We start from the raw sequence: 14,868 nt of genomic DNA, 5'->3' as shown, positions 1-14,868 counted from the left end.
ATCCACGTTCAGTGCTCTATATACCCAGCCGCTACCCACTTAAATATAAACAGTAGTGCTTATCCGAATAGCATTACTATCAATAGTGCCTTTTAGGTTTTGTTTTTTATCCTACGCTTAGCGTGGCCAGCGACCTAATGTACAGCGATCGTTACTGCCAAAGTCGCGTACTGTAGCAACATTCTCGTAGCCGAGCTCAATTAACTTTTCTCTTAACTCGATAGCTTGCTGATAACCATGTTCCAGTAGTAAATAGCCACCAGGAGCTAAATAATCACGGGCACAATTAGCAATATGAAATAAGTCAGCAAACCCTCTCAGTGGTGCAGTGAGTGCACTTTGTGGCTCAAACCTAACATCACCTTGAGAAAGATGTTCATCTTGTTCATCAATGTAAGGCGGGTTAGATACAATCAAGTTAAAATCGTAGCACTCAACCGCATCAAACCAGTCACTCTGAAACACATCAACTTGCTCAAGCTTTAGATTGGTTCTATTTTCTTTTGCCAGCGCGACCGCATCATCCACCTTATCAATCGCACACACTTGCCACTCATTACGCTCATGGGCCAGTGATAGCGCTATCGCGCCAGTCCCAGTGCCTAAGTCGAGTACTTTAGCGGTTTCCGCTAAAGGTAAATTAAGCGCCGTTTCAACTAGAATTTCAGTATCTGGACGTGGAATAAGCGTTGTCGGGTTAACTCTAAATGGCAGAGACCAAAATTCCCGTTCGCCAACAATGTGCGCGATAGGGTTGCCACGCAGACGCTTAGCTAGCATCTGTTTAAACTCAGACACCTCTTCAGGCTCTAGGCTCTTTTCAGGCCAAGTATATAAATAACTGCGTGGTTTATTAATCACATGTAGCAACATGACCTCAGCATCAAGAGATGCTGAGTCTGAGATACTTTCAAGCTGCGAAGAGGCCCATTTAAGCGCCCCTGAGATAGTTAATTGCAAGGAATATCCTTATTCATCTGTAGCACAGTAATGAGGTGGATGAAGGTCTAGCCTTCACCTAGTGCTGCAAGCATATCCGCTTGGTTTTCAAAAATGAGAGGTTCGATAACACAATCGATATCGCCTTCCATAAACTCGCCTAATCGGTACAGAGTTAAGTTAATTCGGTGTTCACTTACACGACCTTGTGGGAAGTTATAAGTACGGATACGCTCAGAACGGTCACCACTACTGACTAGGTTACGGCGTGTACTTTCTTCTGCACTACGACGCTTCTCGTCTTCAACCGCTTGAATACGCGCAGCAAGTACGCTCATCGCTTGGGCACGGTTCTTATGCTGTGAACGTTGATCCTGACACTCAACAACAATACCGGTAGGAATATGCGTAATACGAATAGCCGAATCCGTCTTGTTAACGTGCTGACCACCGGCACCTGATGCGCGGAATGTATCAACTTTAAGATCGGCTTTGTTGATTTCAATCGCTTCGGCTTCTGGCACTTCAGGCAATACGATAACTGTACAGGCAGAAGTATGTACGCGGCCTTGAGACTCGGTTTCTGGTACACGCTGAACACGGTGTCCGCCAGACTCAAATTTCAGTTTACCGTAAACGCCTTCACCACTGATTTTAGCAATCACTTCTTTAAAGCCGCCATGTTCACCGTCGTTGGTGTTCATAACTTCAATCTGCCAGCGTTTGCTTTCAGCGTATCTGCTATACATGCGGAACAGATCGCCCGCAAAAATAGCCGCTTCGTCACCACCCGCACCTGCGCGGATTTCGATAAAGCAGTTGTTATCATCATTAGGATCTTTTGGAAGTAGCAGAATTTGCAACTCATCTTCTAGGGTTGCGATCGCTGATTTAGCGATTTTAAATTCTTCCTGAGCCATCTCTTTTAGCTCAGCGTCATCTTCTTCCATCATCTCTTTAGCAGACTCAAGATCTTCTTCTGCTTGTTGAAATGCTTTAAAAGTGCTGACCACATCCTCTAATTGAGAATATTCTTTAGACAAGGCGCGGAAACGCTCCTGATCGGCAATAATGCTTGCATCGCTCAGTAACGCCAATACTTCTTCATTACGTTCAAGTAAGCCTTCAAGCTTACGAATCACACTGTCCTTCATTTAAACGCTAACCTTAGTCTTTATCTAGTCCAAGCACAGATCTTAATTGTCCAAGAGAATTCAAATCCCCTTGGCGACTCGCAGCGGTAAGCGCTTGTGTCGGTGCGTGGATCAGCTTGTTGGTAAGCTTGTTGGCCAGTTCTAGTAAGACTTGCTCACTATTACCACCCTGGGCCAACTTGTTGACCGCTCGCTCTACCAACTCATCTTTAATCGCCATACTCTGAGTGCGATATTCACGGATACTGTCTACCGACCCTAAAGAACGGATCCATTCCATAAATAGATGAGCTTGATCTTCTGCAATTAATTCTGCTTGCTCGGCGGCTTCTCTTCGAGACGCCATATTCTGTTCAATAATGCTTTGCAGGTCATCGACGGTATAGAGGAATGCATCATCTAGATCCGCAACTTCAGCCTCAATATCTCGAGGAACTGCTATATCAACCAATAACATAGGCTGATGACGACGCTGCTTAAGCGCTTTTTCTACCATGCCCTTACCAAGTATTGGTAACGGGCTAGCCGTAGAGGATATCACGATATCGGCCTTAGGGAGAAAATCTGGGATCTGTTCGAGTGTAATTGCTGTTGCGCCAAACTCATCACACATGGCTTCGGCACGTGAAATTGTGCGATTAGCCACAACCATGGATTTAACGCCATTGTCTTTTAAGTGACGCGCAACCAGCTCAATTGTCTCACCTGCACCAACCAATAAGACTTGGGTCGTGCTTAGCGATGAGAAAATATGTTTTGCCATACTCACTGCGGCAAAGGCAACAGAGACTGCAGCCGCACCTATTTCGGTCTCAGTGCGGATCTTTTTCGCAACCGAAAAGGTATTTTGAAATAGTCGGTCCATAGTCGCTGCAACTGTGCCAGCTTCTTTGGCTTTCACAAAAGACTGCTTCACCTGACCTAAAATTTGCGGTTCACCCAAAATCAGTGAATCGAGTCCAGCAGATACACGCATTAAATGTTTAACCGCTTCCTGACCTTTGTATTGGTACAAGCAAGGCGCAACATCTTCATGAGATAGTTGATGATAATCTTCCAACCAAGCAACAACATCAGCCGCTTCACTGTTGTTACAGTAAAGCTCTGTACGGTTACAGGTGGAAATGATGACGGCTTCGCCCGATCGTGTATGAGACGCAAGACTCTTCATGGCATCATGAATTCTGTCTGGTGCGAATGCGACTTTCTCACGTAGGTCGACCGTGGCCGTTTTATGGTTAATTCCGATTGCTACAAGGCTCATTTGACTCGTTCTGGACTCTTGGGCATCTCATTTATTGGTGCCATTCTACTGAATTGATGTTGTTAAAAACAGAATACGCTTAACAAAACCGAATAATAATCTATGTTCTTACCCATTTTTTCAATTAGCATCACTTTTTTAACAGATATGTCACGCTAAAACGACATTAACCATTGTACAAAAGCAATTTTTTGCATATGGGCATTGGTAATTCATTCAACCCCTCGTATCATAAGGGCTCTTTTATATCAGTAATAGATGAATAATTTGAGCCAGTTCACAAAAAGCACTTATCTATGGGTGATATTGGGCACTATTTTCATTAGTGGCTGCTCAACTACCATACCAGACAACCTAATTCCCGTCTCTGTTAACAAAGTGCAGCAGGCCAGTGCGTGGGAAATGCAAGGAAAGCTTGCAGTTAGAACCCCTGAAGATAGATTTAGTACTAACCTATATTGGCTGCATAGTCCTGAGCGAGATGAACTTAAACTCACGACCATGTTGGGTACAACTTTATTGTCACTTTCAAGCCATGATGGCAACGCAATACTCGAAGTTGACGGCAAAACGTATACCGACACCGATGCCCAACGTTTATTAACTCGCGTTTCTGGTTGGTCTATTCCTATCGACTCACTGCCGCTATGGCTCACAGGCCAGCTCACTCAAGGCGACAGACTGATCAGCACTGATAATCAAGGCCGCCCAATAAAGTTGCTGAACTCCGAGCAACTTCCGCCTTGGGAAGTTGACTTTAAAAGCTGGCAAACCCAAAGCGGCGCAGAAGTGCCTAGACTACTTAATTTACAACGCGGCGATATCCGCCTAAAGCTGCAACTAAATCAATGGCAGGCCTTAGCTCCACAAAGCCAGATACTGATGCAACCAACCTCACCCGAGAGCTCTTTATGACTACGGCACTTTCATTAGGCTGGCCAGCACCAGCCAAGCTTAATCTATTCCTACATATCAATGCCCAGCGCCTTGATGGATATCACGAACTTCAAACTCTGTTTCAGTTCATCGAACATTGTGACTATTTAGACTTTAAAGTGTTGGAACAGACAACACTAAAATTACACTCCAACATGACAGGTGTTGTTGCTGACAGCGATAACTTAATTCTTAAAGCCGCAAAATCACTTCAATCACGCACAAATTGTCAGTTAGGCGCTGAAATTTGGCTTGATAAACGCTTGCCCATGGGAGGCGGGCTCGGTGGAGGCTCATCTGACGCGGCCACCACATTAGTCGCTCTGAATCAGCTATGGCAAACAGGTCTTACCGTTACTGAACTGGCTGAGATAGGATTAACACTTGGCGCTGATGTACCTGTTTTTATTAATGGTTTTTCAGCTTTTGCCGAAGGTGTTGGAGAAAAACTCCAAAATGTAGAGCCCGTTGAACCCTGGTATTTGGTATTAATTCCCCAAGTGCATGTCTCTACAGCGGAAGTATTCCAAGACCCCGAACTGCCTCGAAATACACCAAAGCTAAGCCTTGACTCATTAATGAACAGCCCATGGAAAAATGACTGCCAATCATTAGTCGCAAAACGCTACCCACAAGTTGCCAAGACCTTAGGCTGGCTGATAGAATATGCGCCGTCCAGAATGACCGGAACAGGAGCATGTGTTTTTGGTCAATTCGAACAGGAACAAGAAGCTAAAGATGTATTGGCGAAATTGCCTGCATCGATACATGGCTTTGTTGCGAAAGGGGCAAATATATCGCCGTTAATGCTGAGACTAGCTCAGTGTTAACTAAATCCTGGGATGGCTTTTAAATCCCAGCCACTATCATGAAGCATACGCCTGAGGTTGATACAGTGCCTGACATTAAACTTTTTGCCGGTAACGCAACACCTGATCTCGCTAAGAAGATAGCCGACCGTCTATTTTGTAAACTTGGAGACGCAGAGGTAGGCGTTTTCAGTGACGGCGAAATCAGTGTCCAAATTAATGAAAATGTACGTGGTGCGGATGTATTCATCATTCAATCTACTTGCGCTCCTACTAACGATAACCTAATGGAACTTATCGTTATGGTTGACGCGCTTCGCCGTGCATCAGCTGGTCGTATTACAGCGGTTATTCCTTACTTTGGTTACGCGCGTCAGGACCGTCGTGTTCGTAGTGCTCGTGTACCTATTACTGCTAAAGTGGTTGCAGATTTTCTATCAAGCGTTGGTGTAGACCGCGTATTGACTTGTGATCTACACGCTGAACAAATTCAAGGTTTCTTCGACGTTCCAGTTGATAACGTATTCGGTAGCCCTGTGTTACTAGAAGACATGTTAGCTAAGAACCTAGATAACCCTGTAGTCGTTTCTCCTGACATCGGTGGTGTAGTGCGTGCTCGCGCCGTTGCTAAGCTACTTGATGATTCTGATCTTGCGATTATCGATAAGCGCCGCCCACAGGCGAACGTTGCGCAAGTTATGCATATCATAGGTGATGTTCAAGGCCGTGACTGCATCATCGTTGATGACATGATCGATACTGGCGGAACATTGTGTAAAGCTGCTGAAGCATTAAAAGAGCACGGTGCAAATCGTGTATTTGCTTATGCAACTCACCCAGTGTTTTCTGGTAATGCCGCCAAGAATATCGCTGAATCAGTGATCGATGAAGTAATTGTTACCGATACGATTCCATTGAGCGATGAAATCAAAGCATTAGAAAAAGTCACTCAATTGACTATGTCGACTGTTATGGCTGAAGCGATTCGCCGCGTAAGCAACGAAGAATCAATCTCTGCGATGTTCAAGCACTAATTCATCACGAATTAGCCAGCAAGATAAGCAGAAATAGAAACGCACTCAATTGAGTGCGTTTTTTATGCCTAGCGCTAACCGTTAGCTATCTCTTACTATGCCATTACTCAATAAAACTGCGTTTTAGCGCATCATCTCTTACCGCCTGAGTCACATCATAAGCGATGCTACGACGTAACTTAACCAGCCAACCATCAACCTTACCCATATTCACTTTACAGCTATTCTTAGCGCAGCCAGGACGTTCAGCGCTTATCAGCTTAACCGCGACGCTATTATCTTTGACCAGTAACTCAGCTTGAATTATATAGGTTTTATAGTTTAAATTAGCGTACCTAAGGCCGGCCTCATCTTTACTAAATACCCAATGATTACGTTTAAGCGCATCGGTCAACATGCTATCTAAGTCTTTAACGTAACTTCCATATGGGATGGGATCTTGGTAAAGCTGTAGCTCACTTGCCGCCACAGGTAGTAAACAACTGGTTACCATGATCACAGCTGCAATCACTTTCTTCATGTTTTGTCCTTTAACACTTCTTGAGCGCTAGTTGTTTAAAATGATTAAAGCCGTGCCAGCTGCTTACCAATGCTATTTCTCAGGTTTTTTATGTAGTTATAATAGCCACGGCTATTTTTATAACAGATGTCATCTATCAGGTTCTGGCAAATATAATCACCTAAGGCATCTTGATATTTGAGTTGTACTAACGATTGGTCATATTCAATACGCATAACATTGGTGTCACCGCGATAATCAAACCTTGCCAAAATATAACCATCTCCCTCACCTTGATACACCCAAGCAAATCCCTTTGTGGTCAACATCCCCTCTAGAATGGCATAACGGATCTTATTTAGATCATCAGTATTGGTTACTAGCTCTTTATGAACGGCGTGAATATAGCGATCTGAGGACTTTGGTTTGATATTGTCATCAATATCAAGTGTCGTTGGTACAGCCTGTACAGCACTGCTCGCTGACAATAAAAACCCTATAGATAAGGCAGCTAAAAGCCTCATAAGCTTCCCTCCCTGAAAAATATAAAGCAGAATCCTAGCACATATTTTGAACAACAGCCTTATGCCAACCACATTAAAGATTAGATTGAACAAACGCAGACATCTAGTGGATATAACAGAGAGGGATTGTGAAACGCAGAAACAAAAAAGCCCATCCGAAGATGGGCTTTCTTTTATATGGCTGGGGTACCAGGATTTGAACCTGGGAATGCCGAGATCAAAACCCGGTGCCTTACCGCTTGGCGATACCCCAACAAAACTGGTTAAACTCGATGGTACGGGAAGAGAGACTTGAACTCTCACACCTTGCGGCACCAGAACCTAAATCTGGCGTGTCTACCAATTCCACCACTCCCGCATCGAAGTTTACTGCAAGTTGCCTTGCTTTGTCTTATTTAGCTTAATCGCTAATAAGACAAGGTCAATTACTCAACCTTTTAAAAATGGCTGGGGTACCAGGATTTGAACCTGGGAATGCCGAGATCAAAACCCGGTGCCTTACCGCTTGGCGATACCCCAATTAAATCTTTTAAACTCGATGGTACGGGAAGAGAGACTTGAACTCTCACACCTTGCGGCACCAGAACCTAAATCTGGCGTGTCTACCAATTCCACCACTCCCGCATCGAAGTTTACTGCAAGTTTCCTTGCTTCATCTTATAAGCTCAAGAGCTAATAAGACAAGGTCAATTACTCAACCTTTTAAAAATGGCTGGGGTACCAGGATTTGAACCTGGGAATGCCGAGATCAAAACCCGGTGCCTTACCGCTTGGCGATACCCCAATCAATCTTTCTAACTCATAACCAGCCTAAGCTCGATATGTTAAATAATGGTACGGGAAGAGAGACTTGAACTCTCACACCTTACGGCACCAGAACCTAAATCTGGCGTGTCTACCAATTCCACCACTCCCGCACTGCATCTAGTTTTACATCTTGATTAAGATGGTGCTTGAATACAGCGTGTCTAATATCAACACCACAACTCTCACACGATATCTAGTTTTACATCTGGATTAAGATGGTTCTAGTTTACATCTAGAAAAAGATGGTAGCAATGGCGGGATTTGAACCTGCGACCCCAGCATTATGAGTGCTGTGCTCTAACCAACTGAGCTACATTGCCAAAGATGGCTGGGGTACCAGGATTTGAACCTGGGAATGCCGAGATCAAAACCCGGTGCCTTACCGCTTGGCGATACCCCAAAAAATCTTTTCTTACTAATGACAAGCAAGCTCATCACTATTTAAATAAATGGTACGGGAAGAGAGACTTGAACTCTCACACCTTGCGGCACCAGAACCTAAATCTGGCGTGTCTACCAATTCCACCACTCCCGCACTACATCTGTTTTTACATCTTGATTAAGATGGTGTTTGAACATGGCGTGTCTAATATCATCACTCACCACTCTTACACTGACTCTGTTTAACATCCAGAACACGATGCTCGGTATTTTATATCCTGAGAAGATAATACACTAACTAAGTTAGTGAAAGAAGATGGTAGCAATGGCGGGATTTGAACCTGCGACCCCAGCATTATGAGTGCTGTGCTCTAACCAACTGAGCTACATTGCCATCTTTCTTTTTCATCCCCCTGTCTGGGGAACGGGGCGTATTATGCTTATTCGGGCGGATCAGGTCAACTGCTTTTTTTCGCTAATTAACCGAAAAAGCATTGTTCGGCGATAACTTCACCAAACTGAGCAACAGATATCCAAAAACACGCCTTTTATATGAGAAATTTAGCACGTTTTAACGACAGCACATCCTCGTTTATCAAAAAGCCCACATCAAACACCTGGTTTTTCCGGCAATAACGGTTCAGATATCGATAGTAATTACTTTGTTAGCGCATAAGCTGCTGCTGAGTTAGCCTCATACTCAGCTTTTAAAACCGCTCGTTAGATGCAACAAGGCGACTAAAGCCATCCGTGACAACTTAGCATGACCTCCAAAAGAGCGTATCACCAAGAAGCGCTTTATCACGAGTTATATTTTAGACCTGTATCGAAGGGTAATTTCTCAGTTCTATTTATATGGGATAGCGCTAAGCCATAGAAGGATTACGAAGGGATAGCTCTAAACGACATGGTTGAACGCTATATTTAAGGGGGGGCAGCTAATTAGCAGTCTCTACAGTGCTACATCTGACTTAAACAACAGAAGCCAAAGACGCTCCTTCAAGTAAAGGTTAGCAAACACAGGTTAGCAAAGTGGCATTAAACAAAAAAAAAGCGACTAACACTGTTAGTCGCTTTCATTGTATAGGATATTAAATCGCTTATACGTTAAATAGGAAATGCATCACATCGCCATCTTTGACGATGTAAGTTTTGCCTTCAACGCGAAGCTTACCCGCCTCTTTCGCGCCAGCTTCACCTTTATAGGTAATGAAGTCGTCATATGCCATAACTTGCGCGCGAATAAAGCCACGCTCAAAGTCAGTGTGGATAACGCCAGCAGCTTGTGGAGCGCTTGCGCCCACCTTTACTGTCCAAGCGCGGACTTCTTTAACACCAGCAGTGAAATAGGTTTGCAAGTTCAGTAGCTCGTAACCGGCACGAATAACACGGTCAAGACCTGGCTCTTCTAGACCAAGATCAGCCATGAATTCTTCACGGTCTTCAGCATCCATCTCTGCAAGCTCAGATTCGATTGCAGCGCAAACGGCAACAACCACTGCATTTTCTTCTTCAGCAATCGCTTTTACGATATCTAAATGAGGGTTATTTTCAAACCCATCTTCAGCTACGTTAGCAATATACATAGTAGGCTTAAGTGTTAAAAAGTTAAGGTAAGCAATTGCCGCTAACTCTTCTTTACTTAGCTCCATTGAACGAAGCATTTTACCTTCGTCTAATACTGGACGCATTTTCTCAAGTACAGCCACTTCAAACTTAGCCTCGGCATCACCACCTTTAGCACGCTTGGCTTGACGGAAGATTGCACGTTCACATGAATCAAGATCCGCTAGTGCAAGCTCAGTGTTAATCACTTCGATGTCGCTCGCTGGGTCAACTTTATTCGCTACGTGAACAATGTTGTCATCTTCAAAACAACGAACAACGTGACCAATTGCATCAGTTTCACGGATGTTAGCTAGAAACTTGTTACCTAGACCTTCACCTTTAGATGCACCAGCAACCAAACCTGCAATATCAACAAATTCCATTGTTGTTGCTAATACACGCTCAGGCTTAACAATTGCAGCCAATGCGTCTAGACGTGAATCGGGTACAGGCACAACACCTGTGTTTGGTTCAATTGTACAGAACGGGAAGTTTGACGCTTCGATGCCAGCTTTTGTAAGTGCGTTGAAAAGTGTTGATTTACCAACGTTTGGCAGGCCTACGATGCCACATTTAAAACCCATATTGTTACCTTTAATATCAATGATTGACTTGAAGCAATGCTTCAAGCACTTGTTTATGCTTTAAAAGAATGCAGTCTATGCATCGCCTTTGCCATATCTTGGTTGAACAAGACTTCTGTTGAACGGACCGCTTCATCTATCGCTGCGTCCATCAGCTCTTGATCTATTGGGGAGGCTTTACTCAGCACGTAATTGCTTACCAAGTTTTTATCACCAGGATGACCAATGCCAATGCGTAAACGGTAGAAGCCTTTATCATTCGCCAATTTAGCTATGATATCTTTAAGACCATTATGACCACCGTGGCCACCACCCAACTTAAATTTTGCTACACCCGGCGGCATATCTAGCTCATCGTGTGCAACTAATATCTCTTCTGGCGCGATACGAAAAAAGTTCGCTAACGCGCCTACCGACTTACCACTTAAATTCATAAAGGTAGTCGGAATTAACAGGCGTACATCTTTGCCGTGCAAAGTCACTCTTGCCGTCATGCCAAAATATTTACTATCTAAGACTAATGTGGCACCACAGACTCTAGCGAGTTCTTCAACGTACCACGCGCCTGCATTATGACGAGTCCGTTCGTACTGCGCGCCGGGGTTTGCAAGCCCAACTATCAGTTTAATATTGCTCATAGTACCCAGTCTGTATTTGCCCAATTTTGGTTTTGTTATTGCCAATGTCATCACTGAAATAGCACAACAACAAAATTAAAAACGCGACATTTTAGCACTCAAATAGCCAGCCAACAAATTATCCGCCAACATAGGTTAATTGGCGTCACGTCTTAACCCTGATTGTTGCTAAAAAATGTTCTATTTTCAGTCACTACGACCACAATAGAGGCACACTTAGCAAATTATTAAAAAGGACGTTATAAACCTTACACAAAAAAGCCGAATACACGATTCGGCTTGTTTGATGATGCAAATACTCATAGCGCTAACGAATTAAAAGCCCATCGCGTATTTAAGCACCTGCTTTTTAATTGGCGAATCGATGTTTGCTAACTTAAGTGCACCATTGCGCAATAACTTCAGTGGCAAAATATCGTTACTAAAACTGGCATAGAACAGATCCATCGTCGACATCATTAACTGATTGTCTCTATATCGGCTCTTTTGATACTCAGCTAAGACCCGCGGCTGCCACCAGCCTTGCTCATCTTCTATATGCTTAGCAACCGTATCCACTAACGCATCAACATCTTTAAAACCAAGATTGACGCCCTGCCCTGCTAGTGGATTAATGGTATGTGCAGCGTCACCGAGGATCACTAGATTATCAGCATAATACGTTTGTGCATGCCGGCGAGTCAGCTTAAAGCTTGCCTTGTCGACAACGCTAAAGTCACGGTCAAGTCGTGCGGGAAAGTATTGGTCAATTTGCGCAGCTAATGCTCTATTGCTGAGCTGTGTTAATTGGGCGATTTTATTCGCATCGTCGTACCAAACTAGCGATGCGTTATTGCCAGGTAGAGGCAATAATGAGCGCGGGCCATTCGGGGTAAATTGCTGCCAAGTAACATCTTGCTCGCTGCAAGCCGTTTCAATGTTAATCAACATGGCGGACTGTGCATAATCCCAGCCACGGATCCCAATATTCGCCCACTGACGTACCATAGAGTTAGCGCCATCTGCGCCAACTAACAAACGCGCTTCGAGTAACTCACCGCTATCGAGCTCAACGCTTACCTGATCAGCCGCCTTTTGACGTGTAAGCTTGGCTATTTTTGCGGGGCAAAACAAACTGATATTATCTAACTGCTCCATGCGCTGCCAAAGTGCCAATTGGATCAGGCGGTTTTCAACGATGTGGCCTAAGTGCGATGAGCCGATTTGCTCGCAATGAAAACGGGTAATGCAGTCATCAATCTCCCAGGTTTCCAGGCCTTTATAAGCAACCTTTCGCACATCAGCTAGACCTGCCTGCGCACCTAAGCGCTCCAATAAAGCCTCTGATGCGGCACTAATAGCCGACACTCGCAGATCAATCGCTTGTTCACTATCATAAGCTTTAGGGGCAAACGCTTCGACTATCGCAATCTTTAATCCAAGTTGACCAAGACCAATTGCTATCGCGGCGCCAACCATGCCACCACCTACAACAATCGCATCATATAGATTGCTTTTAGTATTCGTCTGTTCCACAGCTTTTGTCTCCTGACAACTGAACGCATTTTTCGTTTCCAAGTTTACACCGAAAAGCACTGACTTTAGCGCTTTATCTAACAAAAGTTACACTATTTTGACGCAAATCAGATTACCCAGCCCCACGCTCGTAAACAAAGCAGTTTGTAAACCAAGCGCGGTTAAATATGTCATTTGGTGTGATATAGAGGTCTAACGTATGTAAATGTGTCTGAACTCAGGTTTGCTCACACCTGCTTACAAACCACAAAGCTTAGATCCAAACCATGCCATACACTCAAGCTATCAAATGGCTACGCCATCGCGGAATCAGTGAGGACATGATGAAAGCATTTACTTACCCTGTACTATTAGTTGCATTACTACTGCCAACGATAAGCTTTGCTAACAATAGTGCTGCACAGATAGAGCATATTACTGTCACCTACCGAACCCCACTTGAATACGCAACATATCAATATACCACTAGTATGTTGCAACATTTCAATCAACTGATCTTAAGCGAAATCCAGCAGCAAGCCAAAGCGAGCAGCATGCAAATGGCAAGAGAACAAGGCATTATTATCGACAAAATTGCCACTGCCATCGAACCATCAAAAACTTTAGTCAATTCAAGGATATTTGAATCAGCTGAATAAATTCACTTAATTAACGGCTAAATGCTAGCCACAGGCAGACTTAGGCGTTAAAATGTCGCGCTATTTTTTCGGTGCTTCTAGAGTGATACAGACTGATGAGTAAAAAACTCCATATTAAAACTTGGGGCTGTCAAATGAATGAGTATGACTCTTCTAAGATGGCTGATCTTCTTGACGAATACGAAGGTTACACATTAACAGACAATGCTGAAGAAGCTGACGTTCTGCTGCTGAACACTTGCTCTATTCGTGAAAAAGCACAGGAAAAGGTGTTTCATCAGCTAGGACGCTGGAAAACACTAAAAGACAAAAAACCAGGGCTAATTATTGGCGTTGGTGGTTGTGTTGCCTCACAAGAAGGTAAGGCAATCAAAGAGCGTGCTCAATGCGTTGACCTTATTTTTGGTCCGCAAACCTTACACCGTCTGCCTGAAATGATTGATCAAATCAAAGCGGGTAAGAAAGCGGTCATCGATGTTAGCTTCCCTGAAATTGAGAAGTTTGACAGTCTGCCAGAGCCTCGCGCTGATGGCCCTAGTGCCTTCGTGTCAATTATGGAAGGTTGCAGCAAGTACTGCTCATTCTGTGTTGTGCCTTATACACGTGGTGAAGAAGTTAGCCGACCTCTTGACGATATCATTCTTGAAATCGCCCAGTTGGCAGAGCAAGGGGTGCGTGAAGTAAACCTACTCGGCCAAAACGTGAATGCTTATCGTGGCGCAACCCACGATGATGAAATCTGTACCTTTGCAGAGCTTTTACGTTACGTGGCGGCAATTGATGGTATTGACCGTCTACGCTTTACTACTAGCCATCCGATTGAGTTTACACAAGACATTATCGATGTGTACCAAGACACCCCTGAATTGGTGAGCTTCCTTCACCTGCCTGTACAGTCAGGTTCAGACTTAATTCTAACGCAAATGAAACGTGGACACATGGCAATCGAATATAAGTCGATTATCCGCCGTTTACGTAAAGCTCGTCCTGACATTCTAATCAGCTCTGACTTTATCATTGGTTTCCCTGGTGAATCGAAACAAGACTTCGCTGACACCATGAAGCTGATTGAAGAGATACAGTTCGACCATAGCTTTAGCTTTATCTACAGTGCGCGCCCAGGCACGCCAGCAGCTGATCTGCCTGATGATGTTAGCTTGGAAGAGAAAAAAGAGCGCCTGGCGATTTTGCAAGACCGCATCACGCAACAAGCTATGCGTTATAGCCGCCATATGGTTGGCACAGTGCAGCGTATCTTGGTTGAAGGCCCATCGGTTAAAAACCCAATGGAGCTACGTGGCCGTACTGAAAATAGCCGAGTGGTTAACTTTGAAGGCAGCCATAAGCATATCGGTGGTTTTGTTGATGTTGAGATTGTCGACGTTTACACCAACTCACTACGCGGTGTGTTTGTTCGTGGTGAAGATGAAATGGATTTACGTCGTAATCTACGCCCATCTGACATCACTGCGAAATATAAGCAAGATGACGACTTAGGTGTGAGCCAGTATAAGCCAGCTTAACCCCTGCAGAATATT

The 14,868-nt window shown here is 44.2% G+C and carries 13 protein-coding genes and 10 tRNA genes; 5 read left to right on the top strand and 18 right to left on the bottom strand.

Annotation, left to right across the window (positions count from 1 at the left end):
- Positions 1-117: 117 nt before the first annotated feature.
- Genes prmC through hemA form a run of 3 tightly spaced genes read right to left on the bottom strand, consistent with a single transcriptional unit; the run spans position 118 to position 3,357 of the window.
- Positions 118-960: a peptide chain release factor N(5)-glutamine methyltransferase gene (prmC, locus tag ACVBIL_RS16155; protein WP_447167976.1), complete on the bottom strand. Its 843-nt coding sequence runs from the start codon at positions 958-960 to the stop codon at positions 118-120.
- A 47-nt stretch (positions 961-1,007) separates the two neighbouring features.
- Positions 1,008-2,093 carry a peptide chain release factor 1 gene (prfA, locus tag ACVBIL_RS16150; protein ID WP_447167975.1) on the bottom strand — a complete coding sequence of 362 codons (1,086 nt, stop codon included), beginning with the start codon at positions 2,091-2,093 and terminating at the stop codon, positions 1,008-1,010.
- Positions 2,094-2,106: 13 nt separating this feature from the next.
- Positions 2,107-3,357, bottom strand: coding sequence for a glutamyl-tRNA reductase (gene hemA / locus ACVBIL_RS16145; RefSeq protein ID WP_447167974.1), 1,251 nt, complete (start codon positions 3,355-3,357; stop codon positions 2,107-2,109).
- Positions 3,358-3,615: 258 nt separating this feature from the next.
- Between hemA and lolB the strand changes: the two genes are divergently transcribed.
- The 3 genes from lolB to ACVBIL_RS16130 all read left to right on the top strand — a co-directional run bounded on the left by lolB (position 3,616) and on the right by ACVBIL_RS16130 (position 6,136).
- Positions 3,616-4,272 (top strand): lipoprotein insertase outer membrane protein LolB, encoded by a 657-nt coding sequence (gene lolB, locus ACVBIL_RS16140; protein ID WP_447167973.1) that lies wholly within the window; start codon positions 3,616-3,618, stop codon positions 4,270-4,272.
- Positions 4,269-5,123: a 4-(cytidine 5'-diphospho)-2-C-methyl-D-erythritol kinase gene (ispE, locus tag ACVBIL_RS16135; protein ID WP_447167972.1), complete on the top strand. Its 855-nt coding sequence runs from the start codon at positions 4,269-4,271 to the stop codon at positions 5,121-5,123. The genes lolB and ispE overlap by 4 nt, the downstream gene beginning before the upstream one ends.
- 65 nt (positions 5,124-5,188) lie before the next feature.
- A complete protein-coding gene (locus ACVBIL_RS16130) occupies positions 5,189-6,136 on the top strand; it encodes a ribose-phosphate pyrophosphokinase (RefSeq protein ID WP_447167971.1) in 948 nt (315 codons plus the stop codon).
- A 103-nt stretch (positions 6,137-6,239) separates the two neighbouring features.
- Here ACVBIL_RS16130 and ACVBIL_RS16125 read toward each other — a convergent pair whose 3' ends face one another.
- The 15 genes from ACVBIL_RS16125 to ACVBIL_RS16055 form a co-directional block, all read right to left on the bottom strand.
- Positions 6,240-6,656: a hypothetical protein gene (locus ACVBIL_RS16125; protein ID WP_447167970.1), complete on the bottom strand. Its 417-nt coding sequence runs from the start codon at positions 6,654-6,656 to the stop codon at positions 6,240-6,242.
- 44 nt (positions 6,657-6,700) lie between these two features.
- Positions 6,701-7,159, bottom strand: coding sequence for a hypothetical protein (locus ACVBIL_RS16120; RefSeq protein WP_447167969.1), 459 nt, complete (start codon positions 7,157-7,159; stop codon positions 6,701-6,703).
- A 178-nt stretch (positions 7,160-7,337) separates the two neighbouring features.
- Positions 7,338-7,412, bottom strand: a tRNA-Gln gene (locus tag ACVBIL_RS16115).
- Positions 7,413-7,432: 20 nt separating this feature from the next.
- A tRNA-Leu gene (locus ACVBIL_RS16110) sits at positions 7,433-7,517 on the bottom strand.
- A gap of 86 nt (positions 7,518-7,603) precedes the next feature.
- Positions 7,604-7,678, bottom strand: a tRNA-Gln gene (locus ACVBIL_RS16105).
- A 20-nt stretch (positions 7,679-7,698) separates the two neighbouring features.
- A tRNA-Leu gene (locus tag ACVBIL_RS16100) sits at positions 7,699-7,783 on the bottom strand.
- 85 nt (positions 7,784-7,868) lie between these two features.
- Positions 7,869-7,943 (bottom strand) — tRNA-Gln (locus tag ACVBIL_RS16095).
- 48 nt (positions 7,944-7,991) lie between these two features.
- Positions 7,992-8,076: transfer RNA gene (locus ACVBIL_RS16090), tRNA-Leu, on the bottom strand.
- 133 nt (positions 8,077-8,209) lie between these two features.
- Positions 8,210-8,286: transfer RNA gene (locus ACVBIL_RS16085), tRNA-Met, on the bottom strand.
- Positions 8,287-8,291: 5 nt separating this feature from the next.
- Positions 8,292-8,366 (bottom strand) — tRNA-Gln (locus ACVBIL_RS16080).
- A gap of 50 nt (positions 8,367-8,416) precedes the next feature.
- Positions 8,417-8,501: transfer RNA gene (locus ACVBIL_RS16075), tRNA-Leu, on the bottom strand.
- 163 nt (positions 8,502-8,664) lie between these two features.
- A tRNA-Met gene (locus ACVBIL_RS16070) sits at positions 8,665-8,741 on the bottom strand.
- A 706-nt stretch (positions 8,742-9,447) separates the two neighbouring features.
- Positions 9,448-10,539: a redox-regulated ATPase YchF gene (gene ychF, locus ACVBIL_RS16065; protein ID WP_447167968.1), complete on the bottom strand. Its 1,092-nt coding sequence runs from the start codon at positions 10,537-10,539 to the stop codon at positions 9,448-9,450.
- Positions 10,540-10,592: 53 nt separating this feature from the next.
- On the bottom strand, positions 10,593-11,177 hold the full coding sequence (pth, locus tag ACVBIL_RS16060; protein WP_447167967.1) for an aminoacyl-tRNA hydrolase: 585 nt from the start codon (positions 11,175-11,177) through the stop codon (positions 10,593-10,595).
- A gap of 315 nt (positions 11,178-11,492) precedes the next feature.
- A complete protein-coding gene (locus tag ACVBIL_RS16055) occupies positions 11,493-12,692 on the bottom strand; it encodes an FAD-dependent monooxygenase (protein ID WP_447167966.1) in 1,200 nt (399 codons plus the stop codon).
- 266 nt (positions 12,693-12,958) lie between these two features.
- Between ACVBIL_RS16055 and ACVBIL_RS16050 the strand changes: the two genes are divergently transcribed.
- Together ACVBIL_RS16050 and miaB are read left to right on the top strand one after the other, a co-directional pair.
- Positions 12,959-13,330 carry a hypothetical protein gene (locus tag ACVBIL_RS16050; RefSeq protein WP_447167965.1) on the top strand — a complete coding sequence of 124 codons (372 nt, stop codon included), beginning with the start codon at positions 12,959-12,961 and terminating at the stop codon, positions 13,328-13,330.
- 95 nt (positions 13,331-13,425) lie between these two features.
- Positions 13,426-14,853 carry a tRNA (N6-isopentenyl adenosine(37)-C2)-methylthiotransferase MiaB gene (gene miaB / locus ACVBIL_RS16045; RefSeq protein ID WP_447167964.1) on the top strand — a complete coding sequence of 476 codons (1,428 nt, stop codon included), beginning with the start codon at positions 13,426-13,428 and terminating at the stop codon, positions 14,851-14,853.
- Positions 14,854-14,868 lie beyond the last annotated feature (15 nt).

The sequence above is a fragment of the Shewanella sp. 125m-7 genome (assembly GCF_052977045.1).
The sequence above is the reverse complement of the archived record's forward strand: the minus strand, read 5'-3'. Positions and strand labels throughout refer to the sequence as shown.

Excerpts from the sequence above, each read along its gene's own strand:
- lolB (WP_447167973.1), top strand. The coding sequence starts at position 3,616 with ATGAATAATTTGAGCCAGTTCACAAAAAGCACTTATCTATGGGTGATA.
- ACVBIL_RS16120 (WP_447167969.1), bottom strand. The coding sequence starts at position 7,159 with ATGAGGCTTTTAGCTGCCTTATCTATAGGGTTTTTATTGTCAGCGAGC.
- ispE (WP_447167972.1), top strand. The coding sequence starts at position 4,269 with ATGACTACGGCACTTTCATTAGGCTGGCCAGCACCAGCCAAGCTTAAT.
- ychF (WP_447167968.1), bottom strand. The coding sequence starts at position 10,539 with ATGGGTTTTAAATGTGGCATCGTAGGCCTGCCAAACGTTGGTAAATCA.
- ACVBIL_RS16125 (WP_447167970.1), bottom strand. The coding sequence starts at position 6,656 with ATGAAGAAAGTGATTGCAGCTGTGATCATGGTAACCAGTTGTTTACTA.
- hemA (WP_447167974.1), bottom strand. The coding sequence starts at position 3,357 with ATGAGCCTTGTAGCAATCGGAATTAACCATAAAACGGCCACGGTCGAC.
- pth (WP_447167967.1), bottom strand. The coding sequence starts at position 11,177 with ATGAGCAATATTAAACTGATAGTTGGGCTTGCAAACCCCGGCGCGCAG.
- prfA (WP_447167975.1), bottom strand. The coding sequence starts at position 2,093 with ATGAAGGACAGTGTGATTCGTAAGCTTGAAGGCTTACTTGAACGTAAT.
- miaB (WP_447167964.1), top strand. The coding sequence starts at position 13,426 with ATGAGTAAAAAACTCCATATTAAAACTTGGGGCTGTCAAATGAATGAG.
- ACVBIL_RS16050 (WP_447167965.1), top strand. The coding sequence starts at position 12,959 with ATGCCATACACTCAAGCTATCAAATGGCTACGCCATCGCGGAATCAGT.